We start from the raw sequence: 21,001 nt of genomic DNA on the forward strand, positions 1-21,001 counted from the left end.
TGGTTGCTGGTGTTTCTGAATGGCACGCAATTAAAAATGCAGCCAGGAGCAGATGTAGAAAACGGTAGGGCATTAGTCATAAGCCCGAGTGCGTGGGCCATTGTCAAAAAATTCAATCAAATGGCCTTGAAGTGGTTCTCCTTCTTTCATTCTTTTTGAATTTTTAGACATGAGATCATTCCAAAGCCTGAAGTCTGAAGATGCATTGCTTTCAGGCGCACTTTCTGTATGCAGCGTAAATAGTTGCTCACGCCATTGGTTGGCCAAATCGGGGTCTGCGCTGGCAATATTGAGTTCTGAGTCCACTTCCATGCTCCGCTGGTTGATATTGGCAGAGCCCAGGGTGAAGAAAACATCGTCCACCACCAGCAGTTTGGAGTGCACATAAATGGGGCGGTACTGGTTTTGATTGCCCGGTTTTTTGGTGCCAGATACCAGGGTGGCTATATGCACTTTCAGCCCTGCAATGTCTTGGGGCGTGAGGTCGTTGCTGACCTGGCCATCCGGGTCTGTGGTGTCTCTGTGCACCGTGGGCATGCGGTCGGCGCGGCCCAGGGCTTCCAGCATGTCATATGTGTTGGTGCGGCCATGGTCATCGGTGACGTTGGTGATGATGAACACATGGCAAGTGCCATGTGCGGCTTCGTCTTTGCCGCCAGAAAGCAGCTGAAGCCTTGTTTGCTTCAGCCGTTGCGCTAGCGGTTTATAGCGAAAATACTGGTTTTCAATATAAATGCAATCACGCGCATTGCCCATGGCTTGCATATAGCTTTCACGAATGCTGCGTTCTTTGCCTTCTTGAAACTGCGTGCGCGTAATTTGCGCCACAGAGCGCATGCCGCCATCCTGGCTTGCGAAAACATCGGGAGTGAGTGATTTTCGTGCATCAGATATGCTGTCAAACCAGCGGCGATACCAGGGGCTGCCTCTGTCCCAGGCAGCGCAGAAGTTGCGATTGAGATCGTGCAGAACAGCCCCTTTCACCTGGCAGGAAAGGTCTTGCCAGGGGCCAAAGCCTCTGACGCGAAGGCCTTTGGCATCTTCATAATCATGCGCGCTGGTATCCCAGTAGTTGTTGTGCATGTTGTGCCCCATGACAAAACCAATGGCGTCTTTGGGCTGTTCATAGTCAACCACAACAGTTTTTTGGTGGTGGCTTGGGAAGGCTGATAGAAGAAATAGTTGTAGTGCTGGTGTGGGCTGGTACTTTTTGAGTACGTTTTCCCAGATGTTGTTGAGTGCTATGGCGCTGCGCTCATCGCTGGTGTAGTCACGCACGCGGAAGTCAACGTTTTCAATCTCGCCTTCGGACATACGGTGGTGCCAATCACGGTTGAAGAGCAGCGAGTCCGGGTCGCCCGGAGCACCAGCACTGTTGATAAGCTTTTCCACCATGCCTTGCCCGTAATCTACCTGCTCAGTCGTGACAGGTAAGGTCTGGGCATGTGCGTATTGTTGTTCCAGGCGCTTTATCTTTGCTTCCAGTTCATCGAGTTCACGTTTTTTTTGATCGCTAGAAGAACTATCAGAATTGTCAAAAGGGTTGATCCATTCTGATGCTTTGCTGGTTAGATAATCGAACTTCAAAAGACGGTGCTTCTTTTTGGCATCTAGCAATTCTTTTTCGGCTTGCAACTGTTCTGGTGAAGGGGTAATTTTAGGTGGAAGAATTTTATGTTTGGCCCACACAACAGCATCTTTAATTGTGCTTGTATTGGTTTTTTCATTGATTCCAGGAACAGTATTTTCCATGACTTGCGTCAGTGGATTACGCCAAACAAGCAGCTTTACCTTTACACCTTCTTTACCCTTTTCTTCCAGTAATTCGCCAATACGTTTGCCGTTTGGACGTTCTAGACGTAATGATGCATCAAAACCCCATGTAATGATTTCAATGGTCTGCTTGGCTTCTTTGATGGCTTTGGCTACTGCACCAAATGTGTTTTGGCCGTTGATTAGAGGGGTAATTTGGTTATTTAAGCGGCGTGCACCCTGGTGGCTGTTCACATACCATTGAAGGGATAGCGCTGCTCTGGGGTGCTCTATGGTTGCAATGCTGCTTTGCTCGGTTCTTGCGCTGGGTTGGGTGTTGTCTGGGTCAGGGTCAAAATTGCCTTCTGATTTCGCATTGGGTGTATCTCTGGCATTGTCCCAGTCTCCTTCTTGTGATGACTCAAAACGCTCCATAGATGGCAGCCATTGCCCTTGCTTGGGTGAGACATTTTCTCCAGCACCCCAGGTTTTTATTCTTCGGCCATCTGGTTCTATATAGCAATCAACAATGTATTGTGTTTCATTAATGAAATAACGTAAATATTTTCGACCAGTTGAACTGTCTACATGGTAGCAGTAGTAACTGTTTGGAATGAATGGATCAGACATTTGCTATTTTTCTGTTAGTTTTCTGACTTATGCGAAGTAGTGTTTGCGCTGTCGTAGGCAGTTTCTCCTGCTTGGCCTTTGCACAGGCTTTCTCGCTGTTCAGCTTCCCGGAAGAAAGTATCTTGTGCCCGTTTGGCAGGGTCGGGCAGCCATCCTTGGGATTTCAGCTGTTGCAGGCTTCTTGTCTTCTGGTCTGCACTAAAAGTGGTTGGTGCTTCAATGTCATAGGAAAGCCCATTAATCAGTTCGACCTTGTACTTGCTGATGCCAGTTTTATGCTGGAACTTAATTTTTCCTTTTTCATCAGTTAATCCACTTGCAACGAGGGCGCCGTGTGCATAGAGCTTGTATGGCTCGTGCGCATAGACTTTGCCCAGACCTGTTCCCCCGTGCGATTGCAGTGTGAATGTCAACATGGAATCCAGCTCTGAAGTTGGGAAGTTTGGTGATGCAAAGTCAATCCGCGTTGGCCCTTGCAATTTGCGCATGGAGGCTTTGTAGGTAATGCTGCCCGGTGCTTCAAACGTGATGTTGCCGCCTTCGATGGTGATGGCTGCGCCCTGCGCGGTGGCAATGCGCAGCTTGCGTGCGGCGGCAATGTCCATGCCCGCCTGCGCGCTTTGCACAGTAAGGGCCTGCTGGGCGTTGAGTTGCAGCACATCGGTTTGAGCCTGCACGTTGATGGCATCTTGCGCGGCAATGATGGACAGGCCTGTGCCTTCGTGGTCGGCCTTGGCAGCCGCAGCCACCAGCCCGATGGCCTGGCCCGCGTGCATGCGTGCCTGGGCGTTGATGGCTACGTTGATGCTGCCTCCCGAGGCCAGCGTGATGTCTTCACCCGCCGCCACTTGCATGTGCTGCCCGGCAATGGCCACCAGGCCGTTTTGGGCAGCGGCGACAATGATGGCATCGCCCGTGTGGGGCACGCGGTCTGGCCCTGTGGCGGGCGATTTCTCGGGCGCTTGCGCCAGGGCGTTGTCGCTGGAGTTGGCATCCACCGTGGTGCTGACCGAGCGCAGCATGGCAGCATGCGGGGCGTGGCTGTCGTCCATGGCGCTGCGCTGCTCCTGGTGGCTGCCTATCTGCCCGGGCAGGCGCACGGTCTGGTGGGTGCTGGCTGATTCGTTCAAGCCTTGCGAGAGGGTGTTCAGGTGCTGGAACATGGCCATGCCAGCGGCAAAGTCTGCCGTGGGCTCCAGCTGGATGCCACCCGGGCCGTGGTAGGTGGTGAGCATGACGCCTGCGCCGCCGCGCAAGGCGGCGTAGCCGTCGGTGCGCAGCTCAAAGCCCTGGCCGCGCACACCGCCCCGGTAGTTGTCTTGCTGGTGAATGATGTGCCCCAGGTTCAACTGTGAGGTCTTGATGCTGGAGGCCATTTGCGCACGCAGCTGCTGGTTGCTGTCGTCAAACACCAGCTGGTTGTAGCCTTTGCCGCCCAGCTCTTTGGATTTGAAGCCCCACAGGGCGGTGGCGTTGCGGTGGCCTTGTGCGCCTGGAGATGCGGCATGCCAGGCCGGTGCGTGGCCGCCGCCCATGCCTGCGGTCAGGTTGTGCTGTGCGCTGGGGGTGGTGTCGTTGGCCTGGGCAAACAGCTCGGCGGCATCGCTGGTGTTTCTGGCGGCAGCGCCGCCGGGGGTGGGAGCGATGCCGCCCGCGCCCTGGCCGTTGTACAGGGTGCCGATGACGATGGGCTGGTCGGGGTCGTTGTCGGTGAACTTGACCAGCACTTCCTGGCCGATGCGGGGCAGCCATTGCCAGCCCAGGCCGGGGCCCGCCTGACGCTGGGCCACCCGCACCCAGCGGGTGTTGCGGTTGTCTTTGCGCACTTGCTGGGCATCGGGCATCTGGGTTTGCACAAACTCGCTTTGCCAGTGAAAGCGGATGCGTATGTCGCCACGGGCGTTGGTATAGATTTCATCGGGGCCGTTGGGCGTGGATGAGCCGTCAGGCCCGACAACGATGGCGCTGTGCACGCCAAAGGCCAAGGCTCTGGAGCCCAGGCCCGTGCTGGGTGCGCTGTCGCTGGGCGTTTGCAGTGGGGCACGCCAGGGGGTGCTGGCGTGGATGGCTCTGAAGCGGTTGGCGTAGCCATGGGATTGGGCCTGCGCGATCAGGGCCGCATCGGGGTAGCTGCGCGGGCTCTGCCAGGATGCGGACAGGGCGTCATCGATTGCAAAAGCATCGCCAGCCAAAGCGCCAGCACCCGAAGCGCTGGCCCCAAATGCGCGTTGGGGCTGCTGCTGCGTGCCAGGTCTGTCCATCAGTCCCGGGGTGCCGGGCAGCACGTTCAGGTCTATGCCGCTGTCTTCAAACCACAAGTGATGCCGGGCTGTGCCCAGGCGGGCTTCAATGACTTGTGCCGAGTTGGTGGGCAGGTCGTTAAAGCCCGCTTGCTCCAGGGCCTCAAGCACCAGGGTGGGTGCAGTGTCGGGCAGACCCAGCGCGGGCGCTTCCTGCACCGTCAGTCGGGTGCCAACTTGTGCGGTGCGCACGCTGGAGCGCCCGGCCATCATGTCGCTAAACGCTTCCACTCCCTGCATCAGGCGCACGGCGGTGCGCTCCAGTGCGCGGTGGCTGTCCAGACCTTTGCTGTGGTCGTCCTGGCCCAGCAGATGGTCATAAGCAATGTCGGGGGTGTGCGCAGGCGGGTTCAGGCGGCGCGCTTGCGCGTCTTGCAGCCGGTGTGCATCGGGCATCCAGGCGGCTGCGTGGATGCGCTTGACGCCCATGCGTGTCTGGCGGATGAGCGACTGCACGGCGTCTTCGGTTTCCTGGGCCGCCTGACGGTGAAAGCGCGTGGGCGAGGTCAGGTTTTGCGGGGTGGCACTTTCCTGGCTGCTGTCACCAAAGAAGATGATTTCATGGCCCCACTGCACCTGTGGATTGGCTTGCACGCGCCAGCCCAGACCTTCTTCGGCCAGGATGCGCGAGAGGAATGCGTAATCGCTCTCACGCCACTGAGTGCAGTAGTTGCGGATGGGGGCATCCTGGATCAGGGCGCGGGCATCGCCGCTTAAATGCCAGACTGCCCCCTGGCGGGTATAGGGGGCCAGCACGAATTCGATGATCTGGGCGATGCTGCGGTCTTGAAAGATCTGGCTGCGTGCCTGCTGCGTTGCCAGCCACAGCCAGGGAACCAGGGTGAGGCGGTAGCGGGCCAAAGCGCCATCGGCCTCCAGCGCTTCCACCTTGCGCAGCAGGCCGCTGCGGGTGTACAGGCTGCCATCAGCGCAGACGGTGTGCAGCAGCAGGCCCTGGCCCAGCAGATCGTGCAAGGGCAAGTCGGCTTCCAGGCTCAGGCACAGTAGGCGGGTTTCACCGATTTCGCTGAGTGCTTCGCGGGCAATCCAGGCTTCGGGCTGCAGCGCCTGCACGGTGGACTCCAGCGCAGCACCGGAGCCTGAAGGAACCAATTGCAAGCGATACAGACGCGCATTGGCGCTGAAAGAGGCGGGGGCGAGCAAACTGGCAAGCTCAGCGTGGTTGCGTGAGGGCTCAAACATGAACAGCAAACGGTGGCAAGCCGTTGGAGATGAAGTGGAAAAAGCGTGACGTAAAACCTTTCCATTAATACCCAATCCACTTAATAAACACAAAGCGTTAGCGCAAGAAATGCGCTTAAGTAATTATTTTTTAAATATTGATGCGTAGAAGGAACAAAGCTAAAATTACAAGTAGTTTCAATTCCGGGTGTGGATTTATATTTCTTTGAGATAGGTCATATGGGCTTGCTTATTTTGAATGGTTCAGGTTGATGGCTTAAAGAGAGTTGCCTGTTGGATCATCTTTAGTTTTTTGAGTGTGTTTAGGTCGTTTCCACAGAATCTGGATAGGTTTATCGAAGTAATCGGTTGATGCGGGGTCAAGCAACTCAACTTCAGTGACATTTTCTGCTTGCGTAACGACGCGGATTCGGATTGTTTTTCTATGCCAGTCATAGAGCAAAATTCCTCTGTCACAGTCAAAATGAGAATCAAATGGACCAGCAGCGCAGAAGACATCATCAATTGTCATGCCGGCGAAAAAGTTTTCGGGGTTGCAGAAGAACGCTTCAAGCTCTTTTTCTGATGGATTTGGCCAGGTCTTAGAACGGGTTGTGTAATTTTCTTTATTCATAGCGTGTTCCTGCTCATTTCGTGAAGAGCACATTCCGATCAGACATATCTATCCAGATGGCTGATCGGAACACTGGATCAGAATAATGGTGTTATCTGACCTCTTGTTGATTGGCGATGATGAGATGTTTGGTGAACTCTTTGTGCCGACATCCAACGTTTCTGGATTTTTCTATAAAAATCTCAATGAATGCACATCTCTATATCAAAGAATAGACAGCAGATTGGCGCTTGTTTCGAATTTGCAGCAGGTACTACATATTCATGCACAGACGTCCAGACGCCCAGACGTATGTTTTTTTAAAGTCTTGCGGATTGCGCTGGCTCGGCTGGATTCAATTGCTTTAGAGGGGCTGCACCGAGAAAGTACAGGCACTTGTGTTGTACCCAAAGTGAGGCGCTATTGCTCACGAATTCTTGAGCGCGCAGTACTTCGCAAGATCATGAAAATGGGTTGCAGCGCAAGCCCCCAGAATGTGATGGACATGGGCAGATCACTGTTCACTATTGAGACCCGCTAACACTACCATTGATACGTCGTTGCTTCGCCTTGTCGTACGCCAGTACTGCCTGCTGCTTCGCAGCCCGTCTCAATCGCAAGCCTTCGGTTTGCTGGGTAGTGTTAGCGGCTCTGAATGACGGAACGCAGGATGCCTTTTGCCATTTGCCTTTTGCCGTTTGTGGGTTGCAGGGGGGAATCAGCTTTGGAAAGCATGCATGCCGCGCAGGCAAAACTCCACAAACCGCTGTGCTGCTGGTGAGAGCTGACGCCCGGTACGGGTGATGAGTTGCATTTCAGCATGGGCAAAAGCGGGGTTGTCCACGGGGATAGCCCGGACCAGGTCTTGGGCCAGCTCGGCGGTTACTGCGCATTGAGGCAGCAATGTGACGCCTTGGCCACTGCAGACAAAGTGCATGAGCACAGAAATCAAATTACTGGTGAGTGCGGGGCTCAGGCGGATTTTGTCGGTCTGCTCTGCATACTCCACCAACTGCCGAATGCCATAAACGCCTTGTAGCAGTGCGATGGGCCATTGAGTCAACTCTGCCAAGGAGGTACGGGGCTGGCTGGCCAAAGGGTGGTGGCTGGCGACGACTGCATGCATGGGTTGCAACGCACTGGCCCGGGCGGTGACCATGGGATCTGGTGGCGCGTAATAGACCAGACCCAGTTCGGCCTGGTCTTCCCGCACGCGTCGCATGATTTCGTTGGTGCCGTAAATCTCCAACGACACCGAGACACCAGGGTGCTGGTTGCGGAACTGGCGGATTGGTCCTTCAATCAGCTCCTGGGCAAAGCCTTCACCGCTGACCACACTGACTGTGCCACTGAACAGACCGCGCAGTGATTCGAGCTTGGCCAACATGTCGTGCTGGTGAGATTGCTGCTGGCGGTAGTAATCCAGGATAAGCACGCCAGCGGGTGTGGGCTCCACACCGCTGCGGTGGCGCTCCAGCAGGCTCAGGCCCAGCTCTTCTTCCAACAGGGCAATCTGTCGGCTGACCGCGGAAGGGACTATGCCCAGCTTTTCTGCCGCATTGCGGACGCTGCCGCAGGCTACAGCCTCATACAAATAACGAGCACGGGAGTCTTGGAAGTTTGGCATGGCAAGCGTGGAGTGAAGGTCTGGAGGAGGGCGGGTCGTGATGTATTGTGTTCTGTTTTTTAGAACAGAAAAATAAATCAAATGCAATCTATGCGCAGATATAGTCGTCGCCAGTGGCTCACGCGCATAACCAGCTTGTTCTCCCCACTAACACCCTCCCTGTTACGTCGCTGCTTCGCCTTGTCGTACCTTTGTACTGTCTGCGTCGTCGTGCCTTGTCTCAGCCGCAAACATCGGATTTGCTGTGGGGTGCTGGCGGCTGAGAGTGAAGTGGCGTGACCGAACGGTTTGTTCAATATCAGTCGCGTGGGATTGCGCAGGCAGCGGCGCGAAAAGGGAAATCGATGACTTCTGAAGTTCAACCGGCCGCTATGGCCAAACCCGGCATCAGTGCTGGCAGTGTTGCGCAGGTGTTTGCACTGGCCTTGGTGATTGCTGGCTTGTCGGAATGGCTGGGCCCGTTGCCCATTGAGCTGGGCGTTGGCAAGGTGGTGCTCCTGCCCATGATTTGGGCGCTGCTGATTGGTTTGGTCTTGGGTCTGCTGTCCAGACGGATGCCTGGACCGCTCAAGCTCAGCCTGCATAGTCAGCACCTGGCGGCGGCAGTGCTGTCGTGCGCACTGTTTCTGTTCATTGCCAAACTGGGTTTGCTGGTAGGTGGTTCACTGCCACAACTTGCCAAGGTGGGTTGGGGCCTGGTGTTGCAAGAAATGGGCAATCTGGTGGGCTGTGTGCTACTGGGTATGCCAGTTGCGCTGTTGCTGGGTATCAAGCGCGAGGCCATCGGCGCGACATTCTCCATTGGCAGAGAACCAGGTCTTGCCATCGTGGGTGAGCGCTTCGGCATGGACTCGCCAGAAGGCCGTGGTGTGCTGGCTGAGTACATTACCGGCACCTTGATTGGCGCTATCTTTATTTCCTTGCTGGCAGGCTTTGTCGCCAGTCTGGGCATTTTCAATCCACTGGCGCTGGGCATGGGAGCGGGCGTGGGCTCTGGCAGCATGACTGCTGCTGCGGTGGGGGCGATTGCCGCGCAATATCCTGATCAGGCTGACCAGGTGGCGACGTTCGCTGCAGCCGCCAATCTGATTGCCACCACGGTAGGTACTTATCTGACGCTGTTCATTTCGCTGCCTTTGGCCGTGCATGCATATCGTATTTTTGAGCCTATTCTGGGGCGCCGTGCCAAAACAGTGGAAAAGGAAGCGGCTGTCTCCAATACTCAGGCCGTGGTGCACGCTCCGGTACTGAATCTGGGCATGCGTTTGCTGTCATGGGTTTTTGTGGGCCTGCTGGTGCTGATTGGCAACCGCATTGGCTATGGCATTCCAATGCTGGATGCTTTGCCTGGTGTGATCATCATCATTGTTGCCGTGCTGGTTGGAGACCTGATTTATATCGGCACCAAGCGCAAGCTGCCAGCAGTGTGCTGGATTTCGTTCATCGCCATGGCCATGACTTTTCCAGCCACTCCTTATGCGGCTGAAGTTGCGGCACTGACTGGCAAGGTCAACTTTCTGGCCATGATCACGCCCATGCTGACGTTTGCGGGCTTGTCGCTGGCCAAGGACATTCCGGCCTTCCGCCGTCTTGGCTGGAGGATTGTGGTGGTGTCGCTGCTTGCCAATGCCGGGGTGTTCCTGGCCGCTACCGTGATTGCACAGTTTTTTGTCGGTTCGATGTAGTCGATCCGCATTGCGCCATGCTGTGAAGTCTGCCCTGACAGTGTCCCCATGCACTGCAGGGCAGCTTTGTTTGTACGGCACAAAAGCATTTAGCCAACGTATATTGCTATCAAGTTTGATTTGAAGAAGAGGTATTCGTCATGAACACCGTGAAATGGCCCGGCCAGCAAACCTTGCAGGCCTGGCGACATGACTTTCACCGCCATCCGGAAACTGCCTACCAGGAGCACCGCACCAGCGCGCGTGTAACCGAGCTGCTGCAAAGCTGGGGGCTAGAAGTGCATACCGGGCTGGCTGGCACCGGCGTGGTGGCCCTGCTGCGTGGCGCGCGTGGTGAAGGGCCGTCGATTGGCTTGCGGGCCGACATGGATGCCTTGCATGTGACAGAGTTGAACCAGTGTGAGCACAAGTCCGTCAATGAAGGGCGCATGCACGCCTGCGGTCATGATGGGCATACCACCATGTTGCTGGGCGCAGCGCAGGCGCTGGCTTCCAATCCTGATTTTGCGGGCACGGTGCATTTCATTTTTCAGCCTGCCGAGGAAAACGAAGGCGGTGCCCGTACCATGATTGAGCAGGGGCTGTTTGAGCGTTTCCCCATGCAGGCGGTCTACAGCATGCACAACTGGCCAGGTCTGCCTGCTGGAACAGCGGCCGTGCATAGCGAAGCCGTGATGGCAGCGTTCGATATTTTTGACCTCACATTGATCGGTAAAGGATGCCACGCCGCCATGCCGCATTTGGGCAAAGACGCTTTGCTCGCTGCCTGCCAGTTGGTGACGCATTTGCCCGCATTGATTGCGCGCGAGCAAGAGGTGCACAAGCCCGCCGTGCTGAGTGTGACCAGCTTCAACGCGGGTGACACTTACAACGTGATGCCCGAGCTGATCAAGCTGCGTGGCACAGTGCGGTGTTTCGACATGGCCCAGCGCGCGCGCATTGAGCAACGGTTCCGCGACGCTATCGATGCCACCTGCGCTTTACACGGTCTGCAGGCGCAATTGGACTATCGCGTCAGCTATCCGGCCACCATCAACCATCCGGTGCATGCCGAGGTGTGTGCCGAAGTGCTTGAAAGCGTATTGGGTACAGGCAATGTACGCCGTGACATGAAGCCCAGCATGGCGTCCGAGGACTTCTCTTTCATGGCGCAGGCCTGCCCAGGCGTTTATATCTGGATGGGCAATGGGGAAGATAGCGCTTCGCTACACAATCCCAAGTACGACTTCAACGATGATGTGCTGCCATTGGGCGTTCGCTATTTTGTGGAGCTGGTGTATGCCTTGCTGCGCGATGGCAAGTTGCCTGCCTGAGTCTGCTTCAGACAAAAATTCAGTGCTGTGAGCCAGTCGAATGACTGGCTTTTTTTATGTATAGCCTTTTGGAAGGCTTGCATGAAAAACGGCTTGCCGTAGCAAGCCGCTGGTTGATAGGAAGGGTTTGCGCAACTGTCGTCTAAACGCTGATTTTTTGAGTTTTACGCTGTTTGAGCCAATGGCCCACAAAGAGCACGAATGCTGCACCACAGACCGCTGCCGCATACTTGGCTGCAGGGTACTGCTGGCTGAAGTTGTGCAGGATGTGGTCGTTGACAATGGTTTCGCCTGCCACCCAGCCAATTAAGCCTGCTCCCAGCATCACAATCCAGGGGAAGCGCTCCATCAGCTTGATCATCAAAGTGGAGCCAAACAGCACCAGCGGGATGCTCAGGGCAAGGCCAAAGATCAGCAGCGTCATGTCACCCTGGGCGGTAGCCGCCACGGCAATCACGTTGTCCAGACACATCACCAGGTCAGCCAGCAGGATGGTACGGATGGCAGTGAAGATGCCTCCGTTGCCTTTGCCGTTGCCGGAAGTTTCGTCTGCACTGTCTTCACCCTTGAGCAAGCCGACACCGATCCACAGCAGCAGACAGCCACCCACGATTTCCAGAAAAGGAAACTGCATGAGCTTGGCTGCCACCACAGTCAGTGAAATGCGCAAGGCGATGGCAAAGCCACAACCCCACAAAATTGCTTTGCGCTGCTGCTCTGGGGGCAGTGAACGTGCGGCGAGGGCAATAACTACGGCGTTGTCCCCGGAGAGGATGACGTCGATCCAAATGATCTTGAAGATGCCGATCCAGAATTCGGCGGTCAGCAGGGTTTCCATGGAGTCAGTGTAGGCAGACGTTACAAATTGACCATGCAGGACAGAGTCATGTATGCGCGCACGTCATGGGCAATTCCAACATTGCTTTACAAATGCCGATTATGGGAGCATAAGCACGCGCGCTGTACTGCAGCAGTATGCGCAGGATGGCGGCGCAAAAACCAAGAGCGGCCAGCGCCGCTCGGGAGAATGCCAGAAGAAATCAAATTCTCGCGGTGGGAGTGATTTGTAGCGGATCGGTGATCAGTTCAATCAATGCGGGTGCCTGGGCCTGTTGCGCGCGCTCGAAGGCTGCAGGAAAGTCTTCGTCACGCTGCACGCGCTCGGCATGTGCACCGAAGGCCAGCGCGAGTTGCACAAAGTCTGGGCTGTCAATCTGCGTGGCGCTGATGCGGCCTGGAAATTCGCGCTCCTGGTGCATGCGAATAGTTCCGTACATGCCATTGTTGACCACGATGACGATGATGTTAGCGCCAAATTGCTTGGCCGTTGCCAGCTCTTGCGGATACATCAAAAAGCAGCCATCACCCGCAAAGCACACCACCGTGCGTTCCGGGCATTGAAGCTTGGCAGCAATTGCAGCAGGCAGGCCGTAGCCCATGGCTCCGTTGGTGGGCGCAAGCTCTGTTCCCAACTTTTTGTACTGGAAGTGACGATGCACCCAGACGGTGTAGTTGCCCGCGCCATTGCTGATGACCGCATCTTCCGGCAGAACGCGGGTGAGGTGACCGACGACATAGCCCATATCCACACCCTGCAGCGCACTGCTGCGCGCAGGGGGAGTGTTGTGTGCCACATAGTTGCTGCGTGCCTGTTGTGTCCACTCGCTCCATACCGGGGCTGAGGGCAGGGCGGGCAGTGCGGCCAGGGCTTTGCTTGCCTGCGGCATGCTGCAGGCCATGCCAATGTCGCAATGAAAGACGCGATTGATTTCTTCCGGTTGCGGGTGCACGTGGATGAGCTTTTGCACAGGCTGTGGGCAGCGGATGAGCTGGTAGTCGGTCGATGTGGTTTCCGACATGCGGCTACCCAGCACCAGCAGCAAGTCGGCCTCTTTGACGGTGTTGACCAGCGCGGGGGAAATGCTCAAGCCCAGTTGACCTACGTAATGCGCATTACGGTTATCAAAAATGTCCTGGCGCCTGAAGCCCGCTGCTACCGGTAGCCGGTAGCGTTCGACAAAGGCAGTCAAATCCGCCCGGGCTTGTTCCGTCCAGCCAGTGCCTCCCACAATGACCAGTGGCCGTTGGGCCTGTTGCAATGCAGCGTGAAGCGCCAGGATGGCTTGTGGGTCTGCCGCTGGTTCTGCGGGGATGACCGGTGGCAGCTGCTGCACATTCTGTGCGGTGTCAAAAACAACCTCTTCAGGCAAGGCAATGACGACGGGGCCCTTGCGCCCAGACATGGCGACATTGAATGCGCGATGGATGATTTCAGGCAAGCGCTCGATGGCATCCACCTCAGTGACCCACTTGGCCAGACTGCCATACATGCTACGGTAGTTGATCTCCTGGAAAGCCTCTCGCTCCTTGAATGCGCTGGCCACTTGCCCGATGAACAAGATCATGGGCGTTGAGTCCTGCATGGCTGTATGCACACCATTGCTCGCATGGGTGGCACCAGGGCCGCGTGTGACAAAAGCAATGCCAGGGCGGCCCGTGATCTTGCCGTAGGCGTCAGCCATATTTGAAGCCGCCCCCTCATGCTTGCTGACGATGGTGCGTATTGTCGGGTGCTGGTGCAATGCGTCCAGCACCGGCAGATAACTTTCTCCAGGAACGCAGTAAATGGTGTCTACGCCATTGCGTGCCAATGCCTCGACGAGGATGCTGCCGCCATTGATATCGTGTGTCTCGCTCATGCCGTGATGTTTGTAAAGGTGGGATGCCGGATTGGGTGTGGTTGCAGGTACATGCTTCAGGGCCGTATCTGCAACTGATCATTCAACAGTATGTGCCGTGCTTGCCAGCCCTGAGCTGTCATTGGCTGACAAGCGTGGTGCAATGCGCTAGTCCACCGTTGCGCCTGAAGCTTTGACAATGGGAGCCCAGGTTTGCACTTCGCTGCGGATAAAGTTGCTGAATTGCTGCGGGGTGTTTTTCTCGGCCACGGCGCCCAGCTTGGCGTAGGCTTCTTTGACCGAAGCCTTGGTAAATGCCTGGTTCATGGCGTGATTGAGCTTGTCTATGACTTCCTTCGGGGTGCCTTTGGGGGCAATCAGGCCGAACCACGATGTCACATCAAATGGCGCAATGCCGCTTTCCTCCAGAGTGGGGACATCAGGCGCGGAAGCTGAACGTGATTTGGTGGTGACCGCCAATGCCTTGAGCTTGCCGCTTTGCACATGGGGCCAGGAAGCGGGCATGTTGTCGAACATGAAGTGCACCTGACCACCTATCAGGTCGGTCACCGCGGGTGCGCTGCCTTTGTACGGAATGTGCTGGGTTTTCAAGCCTGTGCGCACCTTGAACATCTCGCCGGCCATATGAATGGATGTACCGCTACCCGAGGAGGCATAGGCGATCTTGTCGTTGTTGGCACGCGCCCAATCGATGAACTCTTTGACGTTATTGGCTGGAACGCTGGGATGTACAACCAGAATATTGGGCACTTTGGCGCCCAGGGCGATGGCATCAAAGTCGCGCTGCAGGTCGAACTTCACGTTGGGATAGAGCGTCTGGTTGATGGCGCTGGTCACAGCAACAAACAGCAGCGTGTAACCATCAGGCGCAGCGCCAGCGACTTGTTCGGTCGCAATATTGCTGCCTCCACCCGGGCGGTTTTCGATCACAAAGGGCTGCCTCAATGTCTCCGTCAATTCTTTGGCCATGATGCGCGCGACCACATCGGTGGTGCCACCGGCGGAGAAGCCAACCATGATTTTGACGGGTTTGCTTGGATAGTTGCTTTGTGCCGTAGCACCAAATGCAGTGAGAGCCAGGGCCGCTGCACTGGAGTGCAACAAAGCACGGCGAGAAAACAGACTGGCAAAGCGCATGCGTGAAACTCCATGTTGGACTGAGAAGTTGCACTGTAGAAAGTGTGGCCCGAGTACTGCAGCGGGTTTACCCGCTGGACCCGTGAGTGGCATTGATCGCTAAGACTTGGATGCGTCATCCGCTGGTGTCATGATCTGTCCAGTCCGCTGCGTATTTGCTTCAAAGCGGGCCAAAACCAGATAGAACGCCGCACTCAGTTTTGCTTAAAACATAAGCAATCGAGGCCGTGTGATGAAAATTTTTAGTTTTTTATGGCGTTTTTCCCCGAAGGCGTTAAAAACTGCATGCATAATCTCGGCTTCTCTCAAGGGGAGTCGCCAAGTTGGTTAAGGCACCGGATTTTGATTCCGGCATGCGAGGGTTCGAGTCCTTCCTCCCCTGCCAGATTAAGTTCTGATCTGCGTAAGCACTGATTGGAGCGTCGTAGGGGAGTCGCCAAGTTGGTTAAGGCACCGGATTTTGATTCCGGCATGCGAGGGTTCGAGTCCTTCCTCCCCTGCCAAAATTTGAAGCCCAGTCAGCACATTCTGACTGGGCTTTTTTCGTACTGGCCTTACCGGATCTTATCTGCCCGCTGTGGGGCAGGCATCAACGGCTTAACGAGCAATGAGCTGAACCTTCAAGGTTTCACCTTGCTCCAATAGCTGAAACAGTCGGTCAATATTGGGGTGGCTGCCAGGGTGAAGGCGCGCCGTTTCTGTGTGTTCGGCGAACAGCTCCAACCCTTCCTGCGCGGCAGCAGCATTGATGCAGCCGTGCTTGGCTGCCAGCGCGGCATATATACGCAATGATCCCGTTTTGCCAGGTTCGTTAGCGATGCTTGCCACGGTGTTGCCTTGCGCATCCAGCAGTTGTAGCTGCGCGAGATGGTCGATGGGAGGAAGTTGTTGCAGGTTGTCGGCAAAGGCCATGAGAGTCACTCACAAAGTCAAATAAAAGATAGATACGACAGCAGTTTTGGGTGCCTAACGATGATGGGTAGCTGCTGCTTCATGTGTCAGTTGTGCTTCTGGGTGGGAGCAATGAGTGAGCAGCCATAGCTTGTGCCTGGCACGCGTCATGGCGACATACAGGCGGTTGCGTTCCAGAAATGCGGTTTCTTTGGGCGCGGTGGCAGGAAAGCGGCCTGGCTGCAAAAAGGGCAGGGCCACATACTCAAACTCCTGTCCTTTGGCTTGTTCAATGCTCAGCAGCTGAAAGTCAAAAACCTGTCCCGCGCGCAAGGCTTTCTGCGTGCGCCGTGCCATGTCTGTCACCTGTTGAAGCACTTGCGGAACGCTCAGACCGCTGATGGCTTTCATGAAGCTTTGAATGCGTGCTTTGAGCTGTGCTTTATCGTCCTGCGGCATCGGCGTCGCGGCGAACAGACCCCAGACATCAGCTTGCTCCAGCAAATCAAGGGCGTTGGATTGCAGGGCAAGCGGAAGGCCCAAAAAATTGCCAAATGCTGAGAGGTTGCGTTGTCCGCCTTGCAAACTGTGCTCACCAATCAGAAAGCGCCACATGATTTGCGGGTTGGCATGCATTTGCGCAGCCATGGTGGAAAGCTCATGGTCGCTTTTTTGGGTTTGCACGCTACCTTTGCCAAAGTACAGCGCACCATCAATGAAGGCCTCAAGAATGCTTGGATCCAGTGTGCAGGTGCTGCTTTTCCAATCCGGTGCCTGCATGGCGTGGGTGTAGAGCAGTCCCAAGAGCAGGGCAATTTCGCGGTGCAGGTAAAAAGGCTGGAGGCCATGCAGGCTGACGGTTTTGCCAGCTCTGTCCACTGCAAACTCGATGGCCGTGGCATCGTGCGCGTGGCGCACAATGATGGTCAGCGGAGTGTGCGGCGTGTGTTGTGCAATCGAGGCCTGTGCCTGGAGCAAGTGGTCAATGCACTGTGTGTCATCAGCGTATGTCCATTGCGTGACTGTGCTGCGGCGCGTGCTGGGCGCTTTCATATCAACGTCAAACCAGTGATTGACGGTTTGGGCGATTTGCGGACCGAAGCGGCGCGACTGGGTCAGGGGCAGGCTTTCTGTAGGGTGAGGCAGGAAGTCCGAGAGTTGGTGCAGCTTGTCTTGGAAGACCGACCACGCCTGCGCTTCAATGTGCTGGTTGAAGTCGCCCGCACCCAAGAAGCGTGCCTGGCTTTGGCTGAGAATGTGGCGCAGCACGTTCAATGATGCCAAGTCCAGGTCGTGCATTTCGTCGAACAGCACCCAGTCGTAAGGGGCTGAAAAAGGCAGGCCTTCTTCTTGTGCCAAGGCATAGCTGCAGTCACCTTCCGCGTAGTAGCGCATGTCACCACAGTCATCCATGCGCAGTCGTTCATAGGCTGCAAAAAGACGCGCCTGGGTGTAGTCGAGCAGGTGGTTTTCGCAAAACTCGGCCAGATCACAGTCTTCCTCACGCACGCGCTGCAAGAGCAGGGATTTTTTGGCTGCGCGATTGAAGGCCGCAAAGCCCTGCATATCGACCTCGGTGGGCAATTCAATGCGGGGATCAGGCAAGCGCTGCAACTGTGCCTCAAGCAGTTGCAGCGCTTGCCTGGCCTGGCTGCGCAGCTCCAGCGGGTCTGTCACAAAGCGCACGGCAGGATCTTGCTGGCGCAATGCGCGCGCGCACCAACGCTCCAGCGTGGTGATGTGAATGTTGGCGGGAATGTGCTGCAGCAGCATCTGCAGGCGGTGCCTGAAGGCCTGCACTCCGGCTTTGGAGTAGGCCAGCACAAGGATGCGGCATTCAGGTTTTTGGCGCAGAGCCTGAGTGGCACAGCAAGCCAGTGTGGTGGTTTTGCCCGTGCCTGCCAATGCCGCAATTATGGCCGAGGTTGCAGGGCTTTTGAGAATGGCCTGTTGCTCTGTAGTGAGCAGCAAGTGATGACCTTGGTCAGTCGCAAAGGCGTTGAAGCGGGCAGAGAGAGTCAAAGCGTTGTTTAAACAGAGTGGCTGTATGTATGCACAGCTTGAGTGTAGTCGTTGCAGCTATGGCAAGCTGTACGACTGAAGCAAGCAGTCAAGCTTACATGCCATCTTCGTGGCGACGCTGGCCCATACCGATGCCAAGGCCCATGCCGCCACCACCACCGCCACCGCTTGCTCCACCGCCACCTCCACGGTTGCCGCCAGCACCGCCTTCCGCATTGGCGCCACGGCGCATACCTGCACCGCTGCCACTATTTGGGCGCAGAGGACCCTGGTTGGGAATGGCCACATCTGCAGGGATGGGCTCCAGATACAAAGCTGCGCGAATAAACAGGCGCAGCGAATGGACCAGGGCTGCAGTCTGCACGGGTCTGCCTGCCACCATGTCTTGCGCCGCCTGTGCGGCCATGCGCACCTGGTCTTCGGTGCCCAGCAAGATGATGTCGGACAGCGCAGCCTCCACGCTGTCGCGTGTACGGCGCTGGCGCTCGGAGTTGCCGCCAACGACCGGGCTGTCATCGTCTTCATCGGGTTCCAGGCCTTCAACGCCTGACTCTTCCGCACGTTCACCAGCTTGGGTCATGGCGCGTGCTTCACGCAGGTGGACGGGGCTGACGGTGAGATTGCCCGTGAATGAGCCGCCCAGAGTTTTGTAGGCAGCAATCAAGGTGCGCAGACGTTCATTGATCTGGCGGTTCTCACGTTCACGGCGCTTCTGGATAGTCTGCATGAAAAGCAGGCGCACGCCCATCATCATGAGCGTCATCAACAGCAGACCCAACACCGTGGTGGCGATGGATGACCAGGAGCTGAAATCAAACATTCCGCGCATAGGGCTCTTTCTTGCTCATTTCAGAATGACATCCATGATGTAGTGCCATTCCTCGGGTGTGACGGGTGTGATCGACAGCCTGTTGCCACGTTGGAGCACGCGCATATTCTGCAAAGCCGTGTGTTCGCGCAGTTCGACAATCGACACGTAGCGCGTTTTTTTGACAGCCTGAACATCCACCAATAACCAGCGTGGTTTGTCTGGCGAAGACTTGGGGTCGTAGTAGGCGTCTGCCGGATCGAACTGGGTAGGGTCCACACGCAAGTTACCGGCTATGCGCGCAATGCCATGAATGCCAGGTTCTGTGCAGCTGGAGTGCCAATACAGCACGCCATCGCCCTCTTGCATCTGGTCGCGCATGAAGTTGCGCGCCTGGTAATTGCGCACGCCGGTCCATGGCATGAGCCGGTCTGGCGCGTTGAGCGCGTGGTCAATCGAGTATGCATCGGGCTCATTTTTCATGAGCCAGTATTGAGGACTGGTCATTGCAGTATTTAAGCATTCCAGCTTGTTCATCAGCAGCAATCCAAAAAAAGACCTGCGCAAACATTGTCTGGCAGGTCTTGATGAAGCTGCGCTGCAGCGGTGGCCCGAGCACCAGCGGTCTATCGATCACTTGTAGGGGTGACGATGCCGGAGTGCAGCGAAAGTGCCTGTTCAACCACGCGAGCGCAGTCATTGATATGGCGTTGACCAAGATAGCGCAAAGCCCCGTAGCCTACCGCTGCGGCAATGGCTTGCCCTGCAAAGGGGATGAATTTGGCGAATTGCTTGGCGCCCATGCGGGCACCCACGGTACGGGCAATGCGCAAAATCATCTGTCTGGTCAGCAGCTTGCCAATAAAGACGGAGCCAACCACCGACACTGCTTTTTGCACCTGCTCGCGCACTGTGGGGTCGAGCGCATCTATTTGCTCGGGAGACAAGCCGAATTCCTCACTGATGTCGGGCAGCAGCTTGGACAGAATGGCGGCATCCACGGCCCAGTCCAATCCAGGAATCGGCACCGCACTGGCAGCACCGGCGACGAGTGCGCGTTTGTGCAGCTTGGCGCGGCTGCGCGCTATGGCTTGTTGCAGGTCTTCGGGGGTTTTGGGCATATGCCCCATGGATGGGGCATTGTGCATGTCGCGAATTTTCATAGGCGAAGGGCTTTAGGAGTTGGTTTTGCTGCGCACCAAGTTGTAGATGAACAGAACCACGATGGCGCCAATGATGGATGCAATCCAGCCAGCACTGCTGCCCTCTGGATAAAAGCCCATGGCCGAACCTGCATAGCTTGCAAGGAAAGAGCCTACGATACCTAGAACGATGGTCATGATCCAGCCCATGCTGTCATCGCCTGGCTTGAGCGCCCGGGCAATCAGACCAACGACCAAACCGACCAGCAAAGTACCCAGCAGTGAAAACATTTGTATTCCTCCAAAAATGTGATGGTGCAACTCTAGAAGGGGCGGCAAGTGCTGTACGTCGGACAGAAGCTTTAATCGGCGCTGATAAAAGTCTGACTGCTTTTGCTTTGGGTGCTGGATGAGTCTAGCTGCTGTGTGCGATGCAGAGCATGGAGCATGAATTGGCGCAGCAATTTGGCAGCGTCGGGTGTGGGGGCGCACCGAAGCGGTGTAGCCGACGCCTGGGTTGCACCATGGCTATGCTGATCAAGCACGACATGATCAATATATGCCTGCATGGCTGCAGGGCTGAACTCTGGGTGAAACTGCACGCCCCATACGTTGTCGCGCCAACGAAAAGCATGGTGTGGTTCATGCGCGTTGGCTGCCAACAGGCATGCCTGCTGCGGTAGTCGACGCACACTTTGATAGTGCACAATCTGCGCATCAAAGCATCTGGGCATGTGCTGCCAGACCGGGTCCTGCGATACATCTGCCTGAAGCTCCACAGCTACAGTCCCAATTTCCAGTCCTGTAGGGTGTTCGCTGACATGACCGCCCAGGGTTTTGGCCAGTAGCTGATGACCGAAGCAGATGCCGAGCACAGGAACGCCTGCCATGCAGACTTCATGGAGCCAGTGTTCCAGAGCCTGCATCCAGGGCTCATTGTCGGTAACCATGGCGTGGGATCCACTGATCACTACGGCCAAGCAGTGTTGCGCAGCGGGGTAGGCTGGAGATGACGGCGCATCCAGTACGATCACAGCAGAGGGCTGTGTTGGTGCATTCTGTGGTGCGCCCAGGCCCGCCGCAATCCACTGTTCAAAATCTCCCTGCTGACGTGCAACGTCGGGGAAGGTGCTGCCAGTTTTGACAATGTATAGAGGGCTCATGTCATTTTTCTGTATAAAAACTATGCAGAAAAACAAG

17 protein-coding genes and 2 tRNA genes are annotated in these 21,001 nt (G+C 56.1%); 5 read left to right on the forward strand and 14 right to left on the reverse strand.

Annotated features, from left to right (window positions below; all coding sequences use genetic code 11):
* Nucleotides 1–72 precede the first annotated feature (72 nt).
* The 3 genes from QEP11_RS06235 to QEP11_RS06245 all read right to left on the reverse strand — a co-directional run bounded on the left by QEP11_RS06235 (nucleotide 73) and on the right by QEP11_RS06245 (nucleotide 6,498).
* On the reverse strand, nucleotides 73–2,382 hold the full coding sequence (locus QEP11_RS06235; RefSeq protein ID WP_284335784.1) for a phospholipase D-like domain-containing protein: 2,310 nt from the start codon (nucleotides 2,380–2,382) through the stop codon (nucleotides 73–75).
* A gap of 14 nt (nucleotides 2,383–2,396) precedes the next feature.
* Nucleotides 2,397–5,885: a type VI secretion system Vgr family protein gene (locus QEP11_RS06240; RefSeq protein ID WP_284335785.1), complete on the reverse strand. Its 3,489-nt coding sequence runs from the start codon at nucleotides 5,883–5,885 to the stop codon at nucleotides 2,397–2,399.
* 256 nt (nucleotides 5,886–6,141) lie between these two features.
* Nucleotides 6,142–6,498, reverse strand: coding sequence for a hypothetical protein (locus QEP11_RS06245; protein WP_284335786.1), 357 nt, complete (start codon nucleotides 6,496–6,498; stop codon nucleotides 6,142–6,144).
* A gap of 85 nt (nucleotides 6,499–6,583) precedes the next feature.
* On the opposite strand from QEP11_RS06245, the gene QEP11_RS06250 reads away from it, so the two are divergent.
* The gene (locus QEP11_RS06250) at nucleotides 6,584–7,018 is read left to right on the forward strand and encodes a hypothetical protein (protein WP_284335787.1); all 435 of its coding nucleotides are present in this window, start codon (nucleotides 6,584–6,586) and stop codon (nucleotides 7,016–7,018) included.
* A 177-nt stretch (nucleotides 7,019–7,195) separates the two neighbouring features.
* On the opposite strand, the gene QEP11_RS06255 is transcribed toward QEP11_RS06250, so the two are convergent.
* Complete coding sequence (locus QEP11_RS06255; RefSeq protein WP_284335788.1) at nucleotides 7,196–8,104, reverse strand: LysR family transcriptional regulator; 909 nt, start codon at nucleotides 8,102–8,104, stop codon at nucleotides 7,196–7,198.
* Between the two features lie 344 nt (nucleotides 8,105–8,448).
* Between QEP11_RS06255 and QEP11_RS06260 the strand changes: the two genes are divergently transcribed.
* Both QEP11_RS06260 and QEP11_RS06265 read left to right on the forward strand, forming a co-directional pair.
* Nucleotides 8,449–9,789, forward strand: a complete 1,341-nt coding sequence (locus tag QEP11_RS06260; RefSeq protein ID WP_284335789.1) for a DUF3100 domain-containing protein — start codon at nucleotides 8,449–8,451, stop codon at nucleotides 9,787–9,789.
* 140 nt (nucleotides 9,790–9,929) lie between these two features.
* The gene (locus QEP11_RS06265) at nucleotides 9,930–11,102 is read left to right on the forward strand and encodes a M20 aminoacylase family protein (RefSeq protein WP_284335790.1); all 1,173 of its coding nucleotides are present in this window, start codon (nucleotides 9,930–9,932) and stop codon (nucleotides 11,100–11,102) included.
* Between the two features lie 142 nt (nucleotides 11,103–11,244).
* On the opposite strand, the gene QEP11_RS06270 is transcribed toward QEP11_RS06265, so the two are convergent.
* The 3 genes from QEP11_RS06270 to QEP11_RS06280 all read right to left on the reverse strand — a co-directional run bounded on the left by QEP11_RS06270 (nucleotide 11,245) and on the right by QEP11_RS06280 (nucleotide 14,938).
* Nucleotides 11,245–11,940 carry a TerC family protein gene (locus QEP11_RS06270; RefSeq protein WP_284335791.1) on the reverse strand — a complete coding sequence of 232 codons (696 nt, stop codon included), beginning with the start codon at nucleotides 11,938–11,940 and terminating at the stop codon, nucleotides 11,245–11,247.
* A 202-nt stretch (nucleotides 11,941–12,142) separates the two neighbouring features.
* Nucleotides 12,143–13,801 (reverse strand): thiamine pyrophosphate-binding protein, encoded by a 1,659-nt coding sequence (locus QEP11_RS06275; RefSeq protein ID WP_284335792.1) that lies wholly within the window; start codon nucleotides 13,799–13,801, stop codon nucleotides 12,143–12,145.
* A 147-nt stretch (nucleotides 13,802–13,948) separates the two neighbouring features.
* The gene (locus QEP11_RS06280; RefSeq protein WP_284335793.1) at nucleotides 13,949–14,938 is read right to left on the reverse strand and encodes a Bug family tripartite tricarboxylate transporter substrate binding protein; all 990 of its coding nucleotides are present in this window, start codon (nucleotides 14,936–14,938) and stop codon (nucleotides 13,949–13,951) included.
* Nucleotides 14,939–15,246: 308 nt separating this feature from the next.
* Here QEP11_RS06280 and QEP11_RS06285 point away from each other — a divergent pair.
* Nucleotides 15,247–15,323 (forward strand) — tRNA-Gln (locus QEP11_RS06285).
* 41 nt (nucleotides 15,324–15,364) lie between these two features.
* A tRNA-Gln gene (locus QEP11_RS06290) sits at nucleotides 15,365–15,441 on the forward strand.
* A gap of 94 nt (nucleotides 15,442–15,535) precedes the next feature.
* Here the strand turns inward: QEP11_RS06290 and QEP11_RS06295 are convergent.
* The 7 genes from QEP11_RS06295 to QEP11_RS06325 form a co-directional block, all read right to left on the reverse strand.
* On the reverse strand, nucleotides 15,536–15,850 hold the full coding sequence (locus tag QEP11_RS06295) for a DUF2322 family protein (RefSeq protein ID WP_284335794.1): 315 nt from the start codon (nucleotides 15,848–15,850) through the stop codon (nucleotides 15,536–15,538).
* 54 nt (nucleotides 15,851–15,904) lie between these two features.
* Nucleotides 15,905–17,851 (reverse strand): UvrD-helicase domain-containing protein, encoded by a 1,947-nt coding sequence (locus QEP11_RS06300; protein WP_284335795.1) that lies wholly within the window; start codon nucleotides 17,849–17,851, stop codon nucleotides 15,905–15,907.
* Between the two features lie 94 nt (nucleotides 17,852–17,945).
* Complete coding sequence (locus QEP11_RS06305) at nucleotides 17,946–18,680, reverse strand: hypothetical protein (protein WP_284335796.1); 735 nt, start codon at nucleotides 18,678–18,680, stop codon at nucleotides 17,946–17,948.
* A gap of 15 nt (nucleotides 18,681–18,695) precedes the next feature.
* Nucleotides 18,696–19,166 (reverse strand): EVE domain-containing protein, encoded by a 471-nt coding sequence (locus QEP11_RS06310; protein ID WP_284335797.1) that lies wholly within the window; start codon nucleotides 19,164–19,166, stop codon nucleotides 18,696–18,698.
* A gap of 119 nt (nucleotides 19,167–19,285) precedes the next feature.
* Complete coding sequence (locus QEP11_RS06315; protein ID WP_349816753.1) at nucleotides 19,286–19,822, reverse strand: hypothetical protein; 537 nt, start codon at nucleotides 19,820–19,822, stop codon at nucleotides 19,286–19,288.
* Between the two features lie 12 nt (nucleotides 19,823–19,834).
* A complete protein-coding gene (locus QEP11_RS06320) occupies nucleotides 19,835–20,092 on the reverse strand; it encodes a GlsB/YeaQ/YmgE family stress response membrane protein (RefSeq protein WP_284335798.1) in 258 nt (85 codons plus the stop codon).
* A 71-nt stretch (nucleotides 20,093–20,163) separates the two neighbouring features.
* Nucleotides 20,164–20,964 carry a glutamine amidotransferase gene (locus QEP11_RS06325; protein WP_284335799.1) on the reverse strand — a complete coding sequence of 267 codons (801 nt, stop codon included), beginning with the start codon at nucleotides 20,962–20,964 and terminating at the stop codon, nucleotides 20,164–20,166.
* Nucleotides 20,965–21,001 lie beyond the last annotated feature (37 nt).

The organism is Comamonas halotolerans (assembly GCF_030162935.1).
Lineage (GTDB): Bacteria > Pseudomonadota > Gammaproteobacteria > Burkholderiales > Burkholderiaceae_C > Comamonas > Comamonas halotolerans.